The sequence below is a fragment of the Apibacter sp. ESL0432 genome, from assembly GCF_019469225.1.
Taxonomy (GTDB): Bacteria; Bacteroidota; Bacteroidia; order Flavobacteriales; family Weeksellaceae; genus Apibacter.
Genome location: NZ_CP048266.1, coordinates 638,119 through 657,746, shown reverse-complemented (window position 1 = coordinate 657,746; position 19,628 = coordinate 638,119). Strand labels below are relative to the sequence as shown.

The following is a 19,628-nucleotide window of genomic DNA, read 5'->3' as shown; positions in this document are numbered from 1 at the left end:
TGAATGCAGATATAATTAAATCTGTAAAAGATATGTTACGTCTTTTCTAATAAATTTATGATAAAAAAAATATATATCTGCTTATTTTTACTAGTATTTACGATTATTGGTAAAGCCCAGCCTGCCACCTCGACTGAAATAATCAAGGATATTAAAGTAATCACTTTTTCAGATTTTAAAAACATTATTGAGAAAGAGAATGATAAATTTTTAGTCGTTAACTTTTGGGCTACATGGTGTATGCCTTGCGTTGTTGAAATTCCTTCCTTTATGAAAGTAAATGAAAGGTTTAAGGATAACGTCGGTTATAAAATGATCTTAATAAATTTAAATCCTGTTAAAAATATTGAATTTGTTAAAAAGTTTATACGTAAATATTCCATTTCAACCGAAGTTTATCTTCTAAATGATCTTGAAAATATGGATAAATGGATTCCTGCTATTGATCCACTATGGGAAGGAAGTATACCTGCAACCGTTTTTTATAAGAATGGAAGTAAGGTTTTATTTAAAGAGCAATTACTTAATGAAAAAGATTTAGAATCTATAATTATTGCCAACTTATAAAGTTGGATAAATCTTAATTCATTCATTCTCATTATGATAGTAATTGCTTTTTTTGTGGTATTTACTAGTTAGCTTTATACTTTATTTTATACTGATACTATTTTATCTAAAAAAATATATATTTATAGATTGATTTGTTTCAAATAATTTTAAATCAAAGTATCAATTTGATAGTTTTTAGGAAACTTTTAAAACACAACCATAACCCTTCCTTGAATTAAATTAATGTTTTCTTTATTGGTTCCATAATTGTTATAAGGTCCTAAATTAATGTAGGAATAATTAACTTTAAAACCTATGTATTTATTTAGATAGTAATTTACTGCTAATGATAAATCACTCATTCTCCCCCCTTTTAAAATTTCCGTATTATAGATCCCGTCATTAAGATCTGTATAATCATATCTAATAGCCATTTCCAAAGTATGATCTCCCGGTTTTTTCAATCGTCTGTCCCCTAAATTATATTTATAGGTTTTGTCTCCAAGTATTAAAAATCCCGTTTGCACATAAAAACCATCGGCGTTATACGAATGATTATTTGCTTTTCTATTGATATGAATCGAATAATATTCGCCTTGCAAAAAAGCAGGGCCGGCAGTCGCTAATAATTCCGTCACCCATCTGTACTGATCTTTAACGTTAGTGATGGTTATGTCTAAGGGTTTCTTTTTTTCAACATTTGTATTTAAATTTCCGGAGTAACTCATAATCCGTTTGGTTTTTTTATTATCATCCAAACCATCACGATTACCGTTTCTATACTCTCCCGATATTCCTATATGAACTAATTTATCATTAGTACTGACAGGATCAACTGAAAATTTACCTACAAAAGCATATCCCTGATTTCCTTCTTTGCTGTTGGTTATTGCATCGCTATCTGTATAAAAGCCACCGCTATAATATATTCTTTTATTCCATTTAACATAGGTAAAACCAAGCTGTCGACCCGAACCAAAAACTTGTGAACTAGCTGCTGCCGTCATAAATTTTAGCCATGCAGAACTTTCCCAATTTTCCAACCCGAGTTGCTCTCCGGCATATCCCAACTTAACCCAGGAATTTTCATTAATATTATAAATTAAATGGATGTCTTTGGTATTTACTTTTTTATCGGAAAAACCAAAATCTATTTTTGCATCCCATTTTTTATATCGCATTTTGGAGGTTAATCGCACATCAGATATAGTCATTCCATTACCCAATGGTGTTTTATCATCAAAATAAACAGCTCCGTCAAAAGCTATTCGACCTCCCATGGTTATTTTTATATTGTCCTCAGTATTCGTTCCTGTTTTTATTTCGAGTGTTTGAGCTTTAACAGAACAAACTAAAACGATAAGAAATAACAGACCAATTAAATTTTTTCTATTCATAATTGCAAGAACTTCAAAATATTTCCTCTGAACATTTTTAGAATGTTTAATTAATTCAGAGGAAATAAACTTAATTAATATTACTTCATTATGTAATCAACGGGTTTACCTATGGCACCGTTAGGCATTTGTATTTTTAATAATGCAGATATGGTAGGAGCAATATCTGTCATATAAACTTCTTCTGTAGTGCTTCCGTGAGGAATTTTCCAGCCCATTAAAATAAAAGGTATGTGCGCATCATCCGGTCCCCAAGTACCATGCGTACCTCCTTTGGTTGGATCATAGTATTCAAAATCATAAGATCCTCCATCTAAAATAATCTGTATTTCTCCGGAATATTCTCTGTTATACCCATTAATGATTTTTTCTTTAATATATTGAGGAACTGTTGCTATGGATGCTTTTTTCATATCAACGGCATATAAGACCCCTTCCAGAGTTTGAAGATAATCAATACAGGTTTGTTTAAGATCTTCTAAATTTATTGAGGCTTGTTTGATTGCAGTATAGTTGAAATTTACTTGATAGTTATTAAAACTTCTAACTAAATCGTCTCTTCCGTATTTTGATTTCAAATATTCATTGATTTTCTTTTCGTACGGAGTTAATCTTCGAAGTGCACCGGCCATTTTATTGTCATTCATAAAATTTGCATTAGGTATTCCTGCATGATCGGCACTTAAAAAAACCAGGTAATTTCCTTTTCCTACTTTACTGTCTAAATGGCTAAACAAATCTGCTAATTCTTGATCCAACTTTATATAGGAATCCTCCGTTAGTATTGAATTGATTGAATAATGGTGAGCCATTTTATCGGGAGAAGAATAACTTATTGCTAAAAAATCGGTATCTCCTGTTTTGTTATTTCCTAAATTCTCATGATCAATCGCCAACTTAGCTATATCTGTCGTGGTCGTGTTTCCATAGGGTGTGTATTGAATCAAGCTTACACCTAATGTCTTCATCATTTGGGAAGTCTTCATGGGAAAAGAAGGAGTTTCATATCCTTTAAATCCTACTTCATATTTTCCCAGCATTTTGATATCCGGACTTTGTATGTAAGTTGAAATGGGATACGTTGGATTCCAATCTTTACTTAAATATTTTTCCGGCATATTTTTAGAATTATATTCTTTTAACCATTTCGGTAATTCTTTCATATAGTAGGTACTGGTTATCCATCTTCCGCTTTTTGCATCAAACCAATAGGCGGCATCCGCTGCATGTCCTGCAGGTAATATACTTCCTCTGTCTTTTAAAGAAATACCTATTACTTTTGATCTTGAATTGGTAGCATATTTAAGCTGGTCGGTAACTGTTGATACTTTTAAATTATACGGAGACATTTTCCCTACTTTATTTTCCGGATCATCCAATCCTACCCCTTTTACTTTGGAGTCTTCTGTACAATAAATGCTCCTGCCGGTGTTTTGCTCTATATAATCATTTCCTGCAATTCCATGTATGGAAGGAACTGATCCGGTATAAACCGTACTGTGTCCTATGGCTGTAAATGAAGGAACATAATTTACCATGCAATTCTCAAATGAAAATCCTTCATTTAAGAGTCTTTTAAAACCTGCATTTCCATATCTGTCATATAATCGATATAGGTAATCCCATCGCATTTGGTCTACAATGATACCAACTACTAACTTGGGTCTTTCTACCTGTGTTCTATTTTGTGCTTCTAATGATCCATATAGAGTCATCAAAGTCAGTAATGTGAGAGTAATTTTTTTTATTTTCATATGGTGTATATAGTTCAAAAAATTGGTTGCAAAATAAAGATAATTTTATATGTATTATGTATTTATTTTATATAAATTGTAGCTTTACTTTCAATCTTTTATCAATTTTGTTATTATTTAAAGTAAAGGAACATAGATTACCATTAATTTAATATAATTAAATCTATAAATTAAATCAATTTATTGAAATTATCGTAATAAATTCTAATCATATTTATTATTTATATCTTGTTTTCAAATATAAAAAAATTTATCAATTAAATTAATAATAAATTTAATTTCAATAAAATTTCTTTTTTATATGGATTTTAAATCTATTAAATTTATTTAAGCTATAAATTTAACAAAGGTTTTTAAATTATATAATTTATCGGAAAAGATATTAAAATAGAGGTTTACCTATGTTGTATCTTTTAAGAATTACACTTCTTTTTTAGTGATATAATTATCAATAGCTTAAATAGACTGAAGTAAAATGAAGAAAATTTTTCAATAGGTAATTTTCTTTTAATTTGATAAAATGCTTTAAAAAAAATTTTAGCTTCAATACCCTAAACAGTATTGAAGCTAAACTTAAATGCTAATAAATTAATTTATCTGTATTCTTTTTTAACCTCTTCGTATGTATTTACAATATCCACTTGAGTATTGTCTTTTAAACGTCGGATGGTGTATGAAATAGGCGCAGATGAAGCAATTGCATTTTCTTCTCCAAATAGCTCCATATAATCCATGAATTGATCATAATTGGTAACTATTTTAGAAGGACCACCCAACACAGAAACTTTTATTTTATTGGAATTAAACAACTTTTTAAATTCTTCATTCTTTTGATAATTCCCGCCAGCTGAAATTCTACCAATTTTAAAATCTACAGCCCCTTTAACCATATTACCGGTTTCTTGTGATGACTTTTTAGTTTCAATCAGCAAATAGGCCACTCTACCATAATCAATACTGCTGATATATACCGGTTCGTAAGGACCGCTATCTAAAACACTAATATCACCTTGTACCCAATTTGACCAGTGCACCGGATCTATTCCTGCAGAATATACGGTCTGTCTTAACTTAACCAAAATATAGCTGGATGATTTCACATTTGACTTATTATAATCATAATCAAAGGAGGAATTTGCTATACCGGCAAAATTGGCTTTTATATGCAGATTGATTGTCTTTTTAAAACTTTCCTCCGTTGTAACTTTTTCACTTTCATACGTATAATTTGCCGGAATATATTTTGACGAAAAAAAGGCTGAATTTCCTAATGTTAAGTCCGTCAATGCTTGAAAAACTTCACTCCCTTTAGGAATAACATTTTTTTTAATTTCTCTGTTAGATCCATTAATAGTTAGAAACAAGGTAACCGGATTAAATGAATTATGAAGTACAACCGGATCGTATTTTTCGTTTAAAAAAGATTCCCCTCTAAGTATGCTTCCCGGGTATAAGATTGTTTTTTCTATATTTGCCTCACTCATAAGGTCGGCAACTGAAAATTCATTGTAACGACGCGTAACGATTTCGTATTCTTTACGAGGAACACCATCAGCATCTATACTTGTATTTCCTGTAAATTTTGTAGATATTTCCATATCCGGTTTGGAATGAAATTTCACTTCACGCAATCCCCTACTACCGGAAACCGCATCATCGTCGCTACTGCAAGAGCTAAATACATTACCCATGATAAATCCGAAAATCAGAACGGATACTAAATTTTTTTTCAAGATCATTTTTGTAGAGTTTTAGTTTATTTTTGTTAAAGATTATTATTTCCTTCTGTCCCCCAATCATCTTTCCTTCCATAGAAAACTACAGGAATATTTTTGTATTCGATATTGGTGGTTACCCCATTTACTTCTTTTTTGAAAACAATTTTATCAATAGTATTTACCGTATATGCTTTTTTACCTCCTTCAACTCTTTGTACTTCATAAAAATCTCTATTCTGTTTATTGCGAAAATTAGACTGCTCAAAATTTCGCGAATTATAATATACGTTATAGGTAAGATTCTCAAGATATTTATCATATTCTTCATTTCCTGTGTCAATATAAAGTTTATGAAATACTCCTCTCAAGGAATGTTGCCATGTCGATGATTTCCTAAGCCTGATTTCATAATTGTAAGCAACAATTCTGACAGAATTAAAATATAGATCACTTTTTGAAATTAGTTTATTGGGAATTTCATTGTTTTCAGTATTTACAATAAAAGCAGTATAGGCATGACTAAAATTACCTGCCTTTTTGATATAAAGTGTAAATTTACCTTGCTTTTCTAGCGTATTAATTTTATCAACCTTCTTATTTTTATAATAAAGATCATAATCTTCTCCTAAAATTTGATGTGAAACAGGACCTCCAAGTTGAGGCATGATGGTAAACGTTTCATGTGTGTTTATAGAGACACCATTAATTTCATAAGCTATTACAAGTGAATCCCCAACTTGAAGATTATTCATGGTTGATCCGCGAGATGTTCTAACAAATTTTAATGAAAATGTTGGATTTTCAATTAGGTTTTGATCTGTAATTAAATTTAAATCATCGGTATCAGAATCGCTGCAGGAATACATACCAACCATTAGCAAAAACAAAAGCATTAATTTTTTCATAGTTAGTTTTTATTTGTAATTATACTGTATTAACGTAGATTTAAATAAATTATTTTACAATTAATTAAAATTTATTTTGTTTTGTTCTGTTACCGTAACAAATATTAATTAAATCAATACATTTATTAAATATTGAGCTATATTATATTTTTTATAAAAAAGAAAATTTTAATTTCAAATTTGATATTCGGATATTCATTAAAACCATACCATCAAGTCAAAAATTATAACTTACTTGTAATTAATACGTAATTTACCTTATAACAAAACAAATTGTCCCCTTATTAAAACATTTAGCCTCAATACCACGAAAAGTATTGAAGCTAAAATTTAAAATAGGTGCTATGTTGTTTATCGGAGTTCTTTTCTGACTTCTTCGTAAGTATTCACAATTTCGACCTTTGTATTGTCTTTCAAACGACGAATGGTATATGAAATTGGTGCAGAAGAAGAAACGATGGCTTCTTTTCCATATAAATTCATATAATTAATAAATTCGTCATAGGAAGTAACTCTATTGGAAGGCCCACCCAACACGGAAACATTGATTTTTTTTGTATTAAACAGTTTTTTCAATTCTTCATTCTTCAAATAATTCTCTCCTGATGTTAATTTACCTATCTTGTAATCAACTGCACCTTTTACCATTTTACCGGCATCCTTTGCCGACTTATTTGTTTCAATTAATAAATAAGCTACTCTACCATAATCTATGTTACTGATATATACCGGTTCATACAAACCAATTTCCGATGCTTTTATATTACCTTCTACCCAATTCGTCCAATTAGCAAGATCTATACCCGCTGAATATACTGTTTGTCTTAGTTTTACCAAAACATAGCTGGATGATTTTACAGCGGAGTTATCATAATCGTAATCAAAAGAGGAATTTACAAGGGATGAAAAATTAGATTTTACATGTAAATTAATAATTTTCTTAAAACTTTCATCCGTAGTAACGACCTCACTGTCATACGTATAATTAGTAGGAATATAATTATCAGGAAAATAACCGGAGTTACCGGTTTTTAATTCGGTCAGAGTTTGTGAAACTTCATTTTCTTTAGGTAAAGCATCTTTTTTTATACTTACATTGACCCCATTGATCGTAAGATATAATGTAACCGGATTAAAAGAATTTGTTAGGATTAATGGCTCATAGTTTCCGTTAATAAACGACTCTCCTCTTAGTAAAGATCCGGGATATAAAATCGCTTTTTCAATAGTAGCTTCTTTCATTAAATCTGCTGTTGAAAACTCATTGGATCTGCGAATAATAACTTCATATTCATTACGTGGAACCCCGTTTTCGTCCACGCTTTTATTACCTGTAGGCTTTGCAGATATTTCCTTATCCGACTCATTTAAAAATCGTACGGGACGAAAAAAATTAATATTTGAATCAGCATTATCATCACTGCTACATGAATAAAAAATACTACTAAGCATAAATCCGGAAAGAATACCGGATAATAAACGTTTTTTAAAAATCATTTTTTATAATTTAAGATTATTTATAAATATTACTTTTTTCATAAATAGCTGATATCTTGATTAAAAATATTTACATTAAAATCATTTCTAAAATTCATATAAACAATTGCAAACACCCAAAATATAAGTCTTTTCATACCAAGATAATAATATTTGAAAATAAATATAATTATAATAACGTAAAAAAGAATATAATTATTTTATTATAATATATATTTTAATTTATTTTGTTCTATTATCACACATAAACCTTAATATTTAACCTGTTTACATAAATTGTTCTGATTTTTTTTATATAAAAAAAGGAGAATTAAAATATTAATTCTCCTTTCTTGAATTCATAGAGTTAGTATGATTACAACATAGGCACTAATTACCTAATTAACCCAAAATTTCTTTTACCTGTTTATATACATTTTCAGGGGTAAATCCTAATTTTTGATCTAAAACAGCAGCCGGAGCAGAATATCCAAATGAATTCATTCCCCAGATTTTTCCATTTTCTCCAACCAATCCTTCTAGAGTAACGGGAAGCCCCGCAGTTAATCCGAATTTCTTTTTATTTTTAGGTAAAACCAATTCTTGATAGTCTTTAGGTTGTGATCTGAATAATCCCTCTGATGGTACGGATACAACTCTTGTTTTTATACCGTCTTTTTTTAGTAATTCAGCCCCTTCCACTAATGTGGAAACTTCAGAACCGGAACCCAGTAAAATTATTTCATACCCCTCATCTTCCTGTACTATGTAAGCTCCTTTAGAAGTTTGTAAGGATTCATTAAATCGATCTTGTTTAGTCGGTAAATCCTTAATATTTTGTCTAGACAAAATCAAAGCTGTTGGAGTATGTGTATTCTCCATTGCTAATTTCCAAGAAACAGTTGTTTCCTGAACATCTGCCGGCCTTAAGACTAACATGGAATTTTTACCTTTATGGTTTTGCAGCTTTTCCATCAAACGTATTTGTGCTTCTTGCTCCACAGGTTCATGAGTGGGCCCATCCTCTCCCACTCTGAATGCATCGTGCGTCCAAATGAATTTAACCGGCTGTTCCATTAATGCAGCAACCCTAACTACAGGTTTCATATAATCAGAAAAAACGAAAAAGGTGGCACACGCAGGAATTACTCCTCCATGAAGACTCATTCCCACACATAAACAAGCCATAGTAAATTCAGCTACTCCTGCTTGTAAAAATGCTCCTGAAAAATCGTTTTTGGTAAATGGACGGGTATGCTTTAAGAAGCCATCCGTTTTATCAGAATTTGATAAGTCGGCAGAAGATACAATCATGTTGTCAACTTGTTTAGCTAAAGTTTCCAACACCGTTGAAGATGCTGCTCTTGTAGCGGCATTGGGTTTTTGTGTAATTTCAGACCAATTGATATTTGGTGCAGCACCTGAAAACCATTTTTCCATTTTTTCGGCTAATTCAGGATTTTCTTTTACCCATTGTTCTTTTATTTCTTTTTTATTTTTTACTATTTCTTCTAATTCTTTGGCTCTATTTGCATATAATGCCTGAACTTCAGGAAAAATAATAAATGGGTTATTCGGATCACCTCCTAAATTTTCGATGGTTTTTGCTAAGTTACCTCCGGCTTCCCCTAATGGTTGACCGTGTGTGGATACTTTATTTTCAAAGGATTGCCCATTAGCATCCACGGCTCCTTTTCCCATGATAGTATTTCCTATAATAAGAGTAGGCCTGTCGTTAACTGCTTTTGCTTCATGTAAGGCTTTACGTATTTCTGAAGGATCATTTCCTTTTATAGTAATTACTTTCCAACCCCAGGCTTCATATTTTGCTGCTACATTTTCTTGATTAACTTCTTTTACTTGAGTAGAAAGTTGTATACCGTTGGAATCATAAAACATAATCAGATTATCCAACCCTAAATGTCCGGCTATCCTTCCTGCTCCTTGAGATACTTCTTCTTGAATCCCTCCGTCTGAAATAAAGGCATAGATGGTTTGATTCATTAAATTTCCTAATCGAGCTTTCAAAAACTTTGCAGCTATTGCCGCTCCCACAGCATAAGCATGACCTTGTCCTAAAGGTCCGGAAGTATTTTCAACTCCTCTTTCAACATCTAACTCAGGATGTCCCGGAGTAACACTTCCCCATTGACGAAAATTTTTAAGGTCATCCATAGAGTATTTTCCGGCCAATGCCAAAACTGAATATAACATGGGCGACATATGTCCCGGATCCATAAAAAATCGGTCTCTTCCTTCCCATCTGGGATTTTTGGGATCGTATTCCAAAAACTCCGAATATAATATATTAATGAAATCAGCTCCCCCCATGGCTCCTCCCGGGTGGCCTGATTTTGCTTTTTCTACCATTGATGCAGCTAATATTCTAATATTGTCTGCTGCTCTATTTAATGTTTTAATATCAGTCATTGTACTTTATAAAATTTTGGATTTCAAATTTACGCTTTAATTGCACTTACTTCAATTATTCAGAGCAATATTGTGAAAAATTTGATTATTGAATTATTATTATTCTTTTATATAATTTTTAAAAGGGCAAGTTCTGTCTCTATCTGTTCATAGAGACAGATGCTCCATTACCCTTGAAAACTAATTTATATGATCTCTTTGATATTTTCTAAACTCAAGTATTTATTAAATTCTTGATTGTAATGTTTATTATATTCTTGGTTAGGATAATAGATATTCGAAATTTCCATTCCCATTTTGCTCTGCGCTTCGGGTAAATTTTTATACACTCCCGCAACTACAGCAGCACACATGGCAACTCCCAAAGCACATGCCTCACGGGTTGCAATAACTTTAATAGGCATTCCGATAACATCCGACATGACTTGCATTACGTATGGTGATTTTTGAGATATCCCCCCAACGGCAATAATTTCTTTAAGCTTTATTCCGTTGTCAATAAAACGGTCAATAATATTTTTAGCCCCGTAAGCAGTTGCTTCCACTAAGGATTTATAAACTAAAGGAGCTACACTGGATAAAGCTATTCCTGTTATCGTTCCTTTTAATTCATAATCTACATTAGGAGATCTTCTGCCATTGATCCAATCGGTAGATACAATCTGACTGTCTTTGGGAGGTATGATTTTCGCTTGTCTGGCCAAATTAGGAATCATTTCAGCATATACCTCATCTCTTAAACTTTGCCGCGTCTCCGGATCTCCTATATTCGATTTTAGCATTATGTTATCTAAAGGCCACATTAACAATCTCTTAAACCAGGCATATAAATCTCCAAAAGCCGATTGACCTGCTTCGAATCCTACCATACCGGGAAGAATAATGTCATCTGCTTGTTGAGGAATCCCCGGAACTAATTTATTCCCTAAGCTCTTAGGTCCTACGGTAATGGCACAAGTAGAAGTTCCCACAATTTCCACCATAGCTTTATCTTTAACTCCCGCTCCAACCGCACCTGCATGACAATCCAAATTACCAACGGCAATAAGTACATGTTCCGGAAGACCTAATTTATTAGCCCACTCTTTGGTGATCGTTCCCGCGACTTGGTCGCAAGTATATGCTTCTTTGTTAAATGTATCTACTAAGCCATCTAAAGACGGATCCAATGATTTAAAGAATTCATTGGGAGGATATCCTCCCCATTCTTTATTCCACATCACTCGAGATCCGGCTATACCCATTCCTCTTTTTATCTCTTCGGGCTTAGTTAACCCACAAAGTAAGGCAGGCAGCCAATCACTGGACTCAACGAAAGAATAGGCGGCTTGTCTAATTTCGGGGATCTTAAATATATGTAATGCTTTGGTCCAAAAGTGTTCTGTGGAATAATCACCACAACCGGCAGACTTAGTATAGTCTATATGCCATTTTTTTGCAAAATCATTCAGATATTCATTTTCTTTTTGCCCTGTGTGATCTTTCCATAAAATAAACATGGCATCAGGATTTTCGGCAAATTCCGGCAACAAAGACAAAGGGGTTCCTTCTTTATTTACCGCTACCGGCGTTGAACCGGTCATATCCGTACTGATGGCTTTCACGCGAGCGGCTGCTCCCGGCACTTTATATAAAACATCTTTAACGATATATTCGAGAACTTCAAGATAATCTAAAGGGTGTTGTCTAAATTGGGTCTTTACAGGATTACAATATAATCCTTTTTTCCATCTTGGATATTCTTTGATTGATAAGGCTAATTCTTTTCCGGTTTCTGCATCCATTAAAATTGCTCTTCCGGAATCTGTACCATAATCTAATCCTATTACTAAATTATTGGATAATTGCATTTTTTTGGGTTTAGTTTGAAGTTTTGTTTGATTGGAGACGGCGATCATTATTTTTTTACTATCCTCCGTCTCCGAAATATTATGGTTTTCCGGTTAGCTCTTTTACTTTTTCTAACCGTTTGTATTTTTCATATTCAACATTGTAATGTTGGTGATTTTGTTCGTTAGGATAGTAAATTGTTGAAATTCCCATTCCCATTTTTTCTTGAGCATGTTCCAATTTAGAATAAATTCCGGCGGTTACAGCTGCACACATCGCCACTCCTAAGGCACATGCTTCCCTGGTTGCTATAACTTTTATGGGCTTTCCTAAAACATCTGATAAAATTTGCATAACATAAGGAGACTTTTGAGAAATTCCTCCTACTGCGATAATTTCCTCAATTTCAATTCCATTGTTTATAAATTGTTCTACAATAGCTCTTGAACCGTATGCGGTTGCTTCTACTATGGATTTATATAGTAATGGAGTACTGCTTGATAATGCCAACCCTGTGATAGTCCCTTTCAATTCATAGTCAACATTGGGCGTCCTTCTTCCATTAATCCAGTCAGTGGCTATAATATGGCTGTCTTTTGCCGGTATGAGTTTTGCTTGTCTGGCCAATTCAGGAATCATTTTATCATAAACTTCCTGAATTACTTTATCTTTGGTTTCTTTATCTATGTATTCGATTTTTGCAAATATTTCTCGCAAGGGCCACATTAATACTCTTTTAAACCAAGCATAATAATCCCCGTAAACGGATTGTCCTGCTTCATAACCTACCATTCCGGGAATTATGGAATCATCTGCCTGGCCGGATATGCCCGGAATTAACGGGTTATTTTCACTTTTAGGTCCTACAATAATATCGCATGTGGATGTTCCGATAATTTGAACGATAGCTTTATTTTTTACTCCCGCTCCAATTCCCCCTGCATGGGCATCTATGTTTCCGGCAGCTACTTTAACTGCTGTGGTTAATCCTAATCGTTTAGCCCATTCTTCTGATAAATTTCCTATCGTTTCTATACAGGTATACACTTTTTTTGAAAAGGTGTCTACAATTCCATCTAAAACGGGATCTAATTCTTTAAAAAATTCATTAGGTGGATATCCTCCCCATTCTTTATTCCACAACACTTTAAATCCGGCTGTACATATATTTCTTTTTAAGTCTTCCGGTTTTTTTACCCCTATAATTAAATTGGAAAGCCAATCACAGGCATCTACAAAAGAATGCCCGATTTCTTTTATTTTGGGATCTTCTCTGAATATGTGAAGGGCTTTAGCCCAAAAATGCTCTGCAGAGTAATTTCCACCTCCACCTGAATATCGGGTATAATCGGTATGCCATTTTTTGGAAAATTCGTTGATATGTTCGCAATCTTTTATTCCTGTATGATCTTTCCATAAGATAAACATCCCGTTGGGATCATCTAAAAAGTCTTCTCGTAAAGCTAAAGGGGTACCTTCTTTATCTACTACTACCGGAGTAGAGCAGGTAACATCTATTGCCAATGCTTTAACTCTTTCTTTTGCTACCGGAACTGTTCTAACTACTTCATTAATTATATATTCTAATACTTCAACATAGTCTAAGGGATGGTGCCTGAATTGGTAATTCACCGGATCGCAGTACATACCTTTTTTCCATCTCGGATATTCTTTTACTGAGAGTGCTAATTCTTCGCCGGTTTCAGCATCCATTAATATGGCTCTTGCTGAATCAGTTCCGTAATCAACACCGATTACTAAATTGTTTGAAATGCTCATCATTTTTTTGTTTATTCAGTTGGTTTATAGTAATTATTTGTTTTTTTCTTGTCCATAATAAGCATTCGCTCCATGTTTTCTTTCGTAATGTTTATGGATCAATGCTTCTTTCAATCTTGGGGCTTGGGGATTTATTTGCCTTGTTAAATAAGCCATTTTCGCTACATTTTCTAAAACCGCGCTGTTGTAAACTGCTTTTTCAGCTGTTTTACCCCAGGTGAAGGGCGCATGGCTTCCTACCAATACCATTTCCATCTCTTTATGACTTAATTTTTTTTCTTTAAGAATATTGAGAATCTGGAAACCTGTTTGGTATTCATAGTCTCCTTGGATCATCTCATCACTCATAGGCGGAGCACAAGGTATATCAGAAATGGTATGATCTGCATGGGTTGTACCGAATATGGGAATATCCAATAAAGATTGCGCCCAAGCGGTAGCATAGGTACTGTGCGTGTGTACAATTGAGTTTACGTCTTTCCAATGCTTGTATAAAACGGCATGGGTGGGTGTGTCTGATGAAGGTCTTAGTTTACCTTCGACCACTTTACCGTCAAAATCAACCAGTACCATGTCATCGACCTTTAACTTATCATAGGGCACTCCGCTAGGTTTAATAGCAAAAACTCCTTGATTGTGATCTGCGACACTTACGTTACCCCAGGTAAATAAAACTAAATTCAATTGGGGTAATAATTTATTGCCTTCGAATGCTTCTTCTTTTATTTGAGCATATTTTTTCATAGCTTTATTTTATATGTGAATATTCTATCAGGTTGCCTAATACCTCTATGCTCGGCAAGACAATATCCAATTCAGGATCAGCTTTTTCTGCATCTTCCAACGTAGCTTCTCCGGTTAGTACTAATACTCCAAAAGCTCCGGCATTATGAGCCATCATCATATCTGTGTAAATGCGATCTCCTACCATAGCCACTTCATCCGGCTCTAAATTTTTCGCTGACAATATCCCGTCTAACATTTCTTTTTGTGGTTTACCCAACACTATATCCGGTTTTCTTCCCGTAGCGGTTTCTATAGATGAACATATAGAAGCACAATCAACTAAAACTACCGGTTTGTCGGTCGGACAAACTTTATCGGGATTGGTTGCTATATAAATTTTTCCTTGTTTTGCCCACCAAGCTGCTCTGCATAATCTTTCATAATTTAAAGTCATGTCAAAAGCAACAATTAACGCATCGGGCTCATCTTGTGCCGAGTCTTCAGTAGATATATATCCTGCTTTATTGAATTGTTTGATCATACTGGGGGTTCCCAATATGAATAATTTTTTTATTTGGGGATGTTTGGCTTTTAAATAATCTATGGTTGCTACTGCGGATGAGTACATTTCTTCTTCTGAAGCATCAATTCCTAATCCTTCTAATTTTTGCAGGTAGTCTGAAATACTTTTAGACGGATTATTGGTAAGAAATGAATAGCTTATGCCTAATCTTTTAAGCTGATTTAAAAAGCTTACTGTATAGGGGAATAGGGTTGAGCCATTGTAAATAGTTCCATCCATATCTAGAGCTACATGCTTCAGCTTTTTTACTTTTTCTAAAAGAACATTTGAAGTCTTTTTTATATCTGTGATATAATTATTCATACAATTTATATTTAAAAGATATAAAGGATAAACATGTAATTTTTCTATTACATGAATATCCTTTTAATTTATTTTCCTTTTAATGCTCCTTTTTCGCTGAATAATTCTTCAATCCATTGATCAAAATATCCTGCTCTGTAAGCAAAGTCTAAAATTGTATATCTGCTTCGGATTTTATGTGCTCTGTAAAAACTATCTTTGAGTCTTTTTCTGGTAATACCGATTTCTTCCGGTTCAACAGGTGCTCCTACGGCTGCCAATCGTTTTTTTGTTTCCTCAAAAGGTATAACTTGATTTCTTAGTTTTTCTTTTAATTGCGGCCAATTCTTTTTAATTTTATTTAACTGCTCCCTTAATTCCTCTTTGGTAACGTATTTATCTGTAGTTTGGGCAACAGCAAAGGGATGTATTTCTGTCCCTGCAAACATTTCGTCTATCTCTTTTAATTGAGCTTCCAGGGTCGGCCATTTTTCAACTGCCGCTTCAACATCAAGCCGATCTATAGATTCTTTTAACATTACTTCATACAAAGCGGTAATTGCCAATGTGCCAATGCCTACTTTAAATCCATGAGAAGGGGCTTGTTCATCTTGATTAGGATATAAACCGAATTTTTTAGCCATTTCTCCTTTGAAGGTGTGATGCTCCATATCCCAAAGATGGCTGAATTGATGTTCTGAACCGGATGCCGGACGGCTTACTCCTGCCCCCCATGATTCCATGGATTGCATGGCGAAACCGCCTAGCATTAATCCTTCTGTTAATAATTCTATAGCTTTTGAATTTCCATTTTTTGCACCTGCCGGATCTTGCAATGCCTCTGCCAGTCCATCTTGTACTATATTCCATGCACTTGTCATAGGTTCAATGCCTTTTTTTGGGTGATTGGGGTCGGCTAATTCTGCAGCTAAAATCCAATCTGCTCCGGATACTACTTTAGCATATAAATCTGCATATCCGGAAGCGGTCATCAAAGGGGGAGCAGCAGCAATAATATCAATATCAGCTACTAAGGCTTTGGGAGCTTCACAGGCATGAGTGATTTTTGCTCCTTTGTTGGTTATGGATGCTCCTGCCGAAGAATATCCATCCATGGATGCGGCAGTAGCAACACACATATACGGTCGTTTTAGTTCGGAACTTGCTCGTTTCGTAAGATCATTTATAACTCCTGAACCAACCGCAATAGGTGTTACGTCTTTATCTTTTAAATAATCTCTTATTTTCTCTACAAATATATAATCTGCATATAAATTAGGATCATCTAAAATATACGGTTCTTCTCCTTCCAATCCGGCTTTATGTAATGCCTCATGAACTTTTTTTCCTGCTACTCTATAGGTATTAGTATCTGCTATAATAATTGCTTTTTTTCCGGGAAATTGTTCCTTAAATATTTGTGGTACATCCTTTAAGATATTGGATTCTATTTCTAGAAACTTTGTTTCAGTAGCTTGTTTTAAAGCTGATTTAATGCTTTCTTTAGACATTTTATTTTTTATTTTTTGTGGTTTGTGATTGATATGGTCTCTTATTTAAGTTTAAAGTTTTTTAGAGTCTTCTAAAAACTTGGCTAATCCAATATCGGTTAATGGGTGTTTTAGTAAATCAAGTATGGGAGCTAAAGGAGAAGTAATTACATCAGCTCCTATTTTCGCACAATTGATAATGTGCATGGAAGATCGTATGGATGCGGCTAGTATTTGGGTAGAATAACCGTAGTTATCGTATATTTCTCTTATTTCAGCTATCAGGTTTAAACCGTCTGTTGATGTATCATCTAATCTTCCTATAAAGGGAGATACATAAGTAGCTCCTGCTTTTGCCGCAAGAAGTGCCTGACCGGGTGAGAAAACTAAGGTACAATTAGTTTTAATTCCTTTACTTGAAAAATATTTAATGGCTCTTATCCCATCGTGGATCATGGGAACTTTAACAGTTATTTGCTTATCAATTTCTGCTAATTCTTTTCCTTCTTTAATGATTCCTTCGTAATCGGTTGAAAGTACTTCTGCACTTACATCTCCATTTACGATTTCACATATTGCTTTATAATGAGCATATATGCTGTCCTTTCCGGTTATTCCAACTTTTGCCATAATGGAGGGATTTGTGGTAACTCCATCAAGAACTCCTAGATCCTGAGCTTTTTTAATTTGCTCTAAATCTGCTGTATCAATGAAAAATTTCATTTTTTTATTTTTTATGGTTTTATAATTGATTTGATTGTTTTAAAACATATTGTCCGGTTTTTATTTTAATTAAAATAACCTTTAACTAATACGTATAGTCCTGCAGCAAGTAATCCCCCTACTATTGGAGCAATGGAAGCGTACACAATTCCATATCCCCAATCACTATCTCCTTTGCCTTTTAAAGGGAGAATTTGATGAACTAATCTAGGCATTAAATCTCTGGCAGGGTTTAAAGACCATCCGGTAACCCCTCCGTAAGCCATACCGATTGCAAATATCATAAATCCGGCAGGTAATGCTCCTAAAGATCCGAATCCTACCATCGAATGAGTAAATTGAGGAATACCTGTTGAATTTTCAATAATTACTCCTCCATGATTGGCACTCATGGATAGTCCTATAAATACTAAGAAAAAAGTACCTATGGCTTCAGCCGAGAAATTCTGAATTGAGTTATTTTTTCTAATAGATGCATTGGTTGCAAAAACGCTTAAAAGTTTACTTGAATCTGAAGATGTAGCAGTTAAATGACCTCTATATACAAATGAAACAAGCAGAGCCCCTAAAAAACAACCGATAAATTGTGCTGTTATATACGGAAGAACAAATTTGGGATCTAAAACACCTGCAGCCCATTGTGCTATGGTAACTGCCGGATTGAAATGCCCACCCGTATCAAATGGAGAAGAAATAATTACCGACATAGCTACAGCAAAACCCCAGCCAAGTGGCCCGCTTAATGCTGCCTTATTACCTTCGCCGTATGATTTGTCCAAGGTAAGATTCATACTTATCCCACATCCTAAGGCAATTAATGAAAAAGAACCTAGTAATTCTCCTATAAATTTTGTTGCAATGACTGAATCCATAATCTTTGATTTAGTTTTGATTTATAATTTTATTTTTTTGAGCTTTGTGTTTTATATAATTAAAACGTAACAAATGTATTTACTAAATCGAAACTAAACAATAATAAAACAAAATTTTTTTTTATAAATATTAAAATAATTTTAGTATAAAAATAGGTTAAAGAGAAATAATTTATTATCTTTGTTATTGATTGACAATTATTTATATATTAATTTAATTATTTTCAATATCGAAACTAATTATGTTACATTCTTCTGACAATTCAAATATTTTCGTAAATTTGAATCACAAAGTATTACATTTAATTTCATCCATGTCATTATATATCTACCTATGAAGAACAATAACATAAATAATATAAGACAACAGGAAATTTTAGAAGAATTAAATTTCAATCATTATGTTTCTGTAACTGAATTATGTAAAAAATTAAATGTGTCTGCCGTTACCATTAGAAAAGATTTGACTCATCTGGAGAAGATCGGTAAATTATACAGAACCCACGGCGGAGCAACTCGAGAATCTTTTATTGTTAAGGAAAGACATGTTAATAAAAAGGAAACGCTACAGGTTGAAGAGAAATCGAAAATAGCCAAAGCGGCTCTTAATTTTATTGAAGATAATGATTTTATTACGATTTCATCAGGAACTACCACACAAATGGTTGCTCAGGTAATTGAAAATAATTATACTAAGTTAACCATTCTTACCTCTTCTTTAAAATCAGCTATGCTATTATACGGTAATCCAAATTTTGATGTAATACAACTGGGAGGAGACGTTCGAACTAAGTCTGGGTCTGTTATGGGGCCTTATGCGGAATTAATGATCAGTAATTATTCTTGCAGTAAACTTTTTATTGGCGGCGATGGAGTCGATTTTGATTTTGGCCTTTCCACTTCAAGTACTATGGAGGCTAAAATGAATCAATTGATGATTCAAAATTCCGAAAAGGTTATTGTTTTAGCAGATTCTACCAAAATTAGTAAAAGGGGATTTGGTAAAATAACTGATTTGGATAAAATACATGTCTTAATTACCGATGAAGGCATTAAAAAAAGAGATGTTGAAAGATTCGAAGATTTAGGTATTGAAGTTGTTATTGCACGATAA

At 33.3% G+C, this 19,628-nt stretch carries 15 protein-coding genes; 2 read left to right on the top strand and 13 right to left on the bottom strand.

Annotation, left to right across the window (positions count from 1 at the left end; all coding sequences use genetic code 11):
- The first annotated feature begins 57 nt into the window (after positions 1-57).
- Entirely contained in the window at positions 58-567 is a 510-nt protein-coding gene (locus GYM73_RS02735; RefSeq protein ID WP_220234076.1) for a TlpA disulfide reductase family protein, read from the top strand.
- Between the two features lie 188 nt (positions 568-755).
- Here GYM73_RS02735 and GYM73_RS02730 read toward each other — a convergent pair whose 3' ends face one another.
- The 13 genes from GYM73_RS02730 to GYM73_RS02670 all read right to left on the bottom strand — a co-directional run bounded on the left by GYM73_RS02730 (position 756) and on the right by GYM73_RS02670 (position 18,514).
- Positions 756-1,946 (bottom strand): OprO/OprP family phosphate-selective porin, encoded by a 1,191-nt coding sequence (locus GYM73_RS02730; RefSeq protein ID WP_220234075.1) that lies wholly within the window; start codon positions 1,944-1,946, stop codon positions 756-758.
- A gap of 80 nt (positions 1,947-2,026) precedes the next feature.
- Entirely contained in the window at positions 2,027-3,700 is a 1,674-nt protein-coding gene (gene pafA, locus GYM73_RS02725) for an alkaline phosphatase PafA (protein WP_166005659.1), read from the bottom strand.
- A 593-nt stretch (positions 3,701-4,293) separates the two neighbouring features.
- Entirely contained in the window at positions 4,294-5,439 is a 1,146-nt protein-coding gene (locus GYM73_RS02720; RefSeq protein ID WP_220234074.1) for a thiol-activated cytolysin family protein, read from the bottom strand.
- Positions 5,440-5,465: 26 nt separating this feature from the next.
- Complete coding sequence (locus GYM73_RS02715) at positions 5,466-6,323, bottom strand: hypothetical protein (RefSeq protein ID WP_220234073.1); 858 nt, start codon at positions 6,321-6,323, stop codon at positions 5,466-5,468.
- Positions 6,324-6,674: 351 nt separating this feature from the next.
- The gene (locus GYM73_RS02710) at positions 6,675-7,820 is read right to left on the bottom strand and encodes a thiol-activated cytolysin family protein (protein WP_220234072.1); all 1,146 of its coding nucleotides are present in this window, start codon (positions 7,818-7,820) and stop codon (positions 6,675-6,677) included.
- A gap of 381 nt (positions 7,821-8,201) precedes the next feature.
- A complete protein-coding gene (locus GYM73_RS02705; protein ID WP_220234071.1) occupies positions 8,202-10,229 on the bottom strand; it encodes a transketolase in 2,028 nt (675 codons plus the stop codon).
- A 185-nt stretch (positions 10,230-10,414) separates the two neighbouring features.
- Positions 10,415-12,127 carry a ribulokinase gene (locus GYM73_RS02700; protein ID WP_220234070.1) on the bottom strand — a complete coding sequence of 571 codons (1,713 nt, stop codon included), beginning with the start codon at positions 12,125-12,127 and terminating at the stop codon, positions 10,415-10,417.
- 31 nt (positions 12,128-12,158) lie between these two features.
- Complete coding sequence (locus GYM73_RS02695; protein ID WP_220234069.1) at positions 12,159-13,838, bottom strand: ribulokinase; 1,680 nt, start codon at positions 13,836-13,838, stop codon at positions 12,159-12,161.
- Positions 13,839-13,871: 33 nt separating this feature from the next.
- The gene (locus GYM73_RS02690) at positions 13,872-14,582 is read right to left on the bottom strand and encodes an L-ribulose-5-phosphate 4-epimerase (RefSeq protein ID WP_160543055.1); all 711 of its coding nucleotides are present in this window, start codon (positions 14,580-14,582) and stop codon (positions 13,872-13,874) included.
- 4 nt (positions 14,583-14,586) lie between these two features.
- The gene (locus tag GYM73_RS02685; protein WP_160543054.1) at positions 14,587-15,450 is read right to left on the bottom strand and encodes an HAD-IIA family hydrolase; all 864 of its coding nucleotides are present in this window, start codon (positions 15,448-15,450) and stop codon (positions 14,587-14,589) included.
- 68 nt (positions 15,451-15,518) lie between these two features.
- Positions 15,519-16,940, bottom strand: a complete 1,422-nt coding sequence (locus tag GYM73_RS02680) for a sn-glycerol-1-phosphate dehydrogenase (protein WP_220234068.1) — start codon at positions 16,938-16,940, stop codon at positions 15,519-15,521.
- A 51-nt stretch (positions 16,941-16,991) separates the two neighbouring features.
- Positions 16,992-17,642, bottom strand: coding sequence for a fructose-6-phosphate aldolase (gene fsa / locus GYM73_RS02675; protein ID WP_160557869.1), 651 nt, complete (start codon positions 17,640-17,642; stop codon positions 16,992-16,994).
- A 65-nt stretch (positions 17,643-17,707) separates the two neighbouring features.
- Positions 17,708-18,514, bottom strand: coding sequence for an MIP/aquaporin family protein (locus GYM73_RS02670; protein ID WP_185150295.1), 807 nt, complete (start codon positions 18,512-18,514; stop codon positions 17,708-17,710).
- A gap of 334 nt (positions 18,515-18,848) precedes the next feature.
- Here GYM73_RS02670 and GYM73_RS02665 point away from each other — a divergent pair, with 334 nt between their 5' ends.
- Positions 18,849-19,628, top strand: coding sequence for a DeoR/GlpR family DNA-binding transcription regulator (locus GYM73_RS02665; protein ID WP_105296954.1), 780 nt, complete (start codon positions 18,849-18,851; stop codon positions 19,626-19,628).

Bases quoted from the DNA above. Each gene is read 5' to 3' on its own strand.
- GYM73_RS02735 (WP_220234076.1), top strand. From the start codon at position 58: ATGATAAAAAAAATATATATCTGCTTATTTTTACTAGTATTTACGATT.
- GYM73_RS02730 (WP_220234075.1), bottom strand. From the start codon at position 1,946: ATGAATAGAAAAAATTTAATTGGTCTGTTATTTCTTATCGTTTTAGTT.
- pafA (WP_166005659.1), bottom strand. From the start codon at position 3,700: ATGAAAATAAAAAAAATTACTCTCACATTACTGACTTTGATGACTCTA.
- GYM73_RS02720 (WP_220234074.1), bottom strand. From the start codon at position 5,439: ATGATCTTGAAAAAAAATTTAGTATCCGTTCTGATTTTCGGATTTATC.
- GYM73_RS02715 (WP_220234073.1), bottom strand. From the start codon at position 6,323: ATGAAAAAATTAATGCTTTTGTTTTTGCTAATGGTTGGTATGTATTCC.
- GYM73_RS02710 (WP_220234072.1), bottom strand. From the start codon at position 7,820: ATGATTTTTAAAAAACGTTTATTATCCGGTATTCTTTCCGGATTTATG.
- GYM73_RS02705 (WP_220234071.1), bottom strand. From the start codon at position 10,229: ATGACTGATATTAAAACATTAAATAGAGCAGCAGACAATATTAGAATA.
- GYM73_RS02700 (WP_220234070.1), bottom strand. From the start codon at position 12,127: ATGATCGCCGTCTCCAATCAAACAAAACTTCAAACTAAACCCAAAAAA.
- GYM73_RS02695 (WP_220234069.1), bottom strand. From the start codon at position 13,838: ATGAGCATTTCAAACAATTTAGTAATCGGTGTTGATTACGGAACTGAT.
- GYM73_RS02690 (WP_160543055.1), bottom strand. From the start codon at position 14,582: ATGAAAAAATATGCTCAAATAAAAGAAGAAGCATTCGAAGGCAATAAA.
- GYM73_RS02685 (WP_160543054.1), bottom strand. From the start codon at position 15,450: ATGAATAATTATATCACAGATATAAAAAAGACTTCAAATGTTCTTTTA.
- GYM73_RS02680 (WP_220234068.1), bottom strand. From the start codon at position 16,940: ATGTCTAAAGAAAGCATTAAATCAGCTTTAAAACAAGCTACTGAAACA.
- fsa (WP_160557869.1), bottom strand. From the start codon at position 17,642: ATGAAATTTTTCATTGATACAGCAGATTTAGAGCAAATTAAAAAAGCT.
- GYM73_RS02670 (WP_185150295.1), bottom strand. From the start codon at position 18,514: ATGGATTCAGTCATTGCAACAAAATTTATAGGAGAATTACTAGGTTCT.
- GYM73_RS02665 (WP_105296954.1), top strand. From the start codon at position 18,849: ATGAAGAACAATAACATAAATAATATAAGACAACAGGAAATTTTAGAA.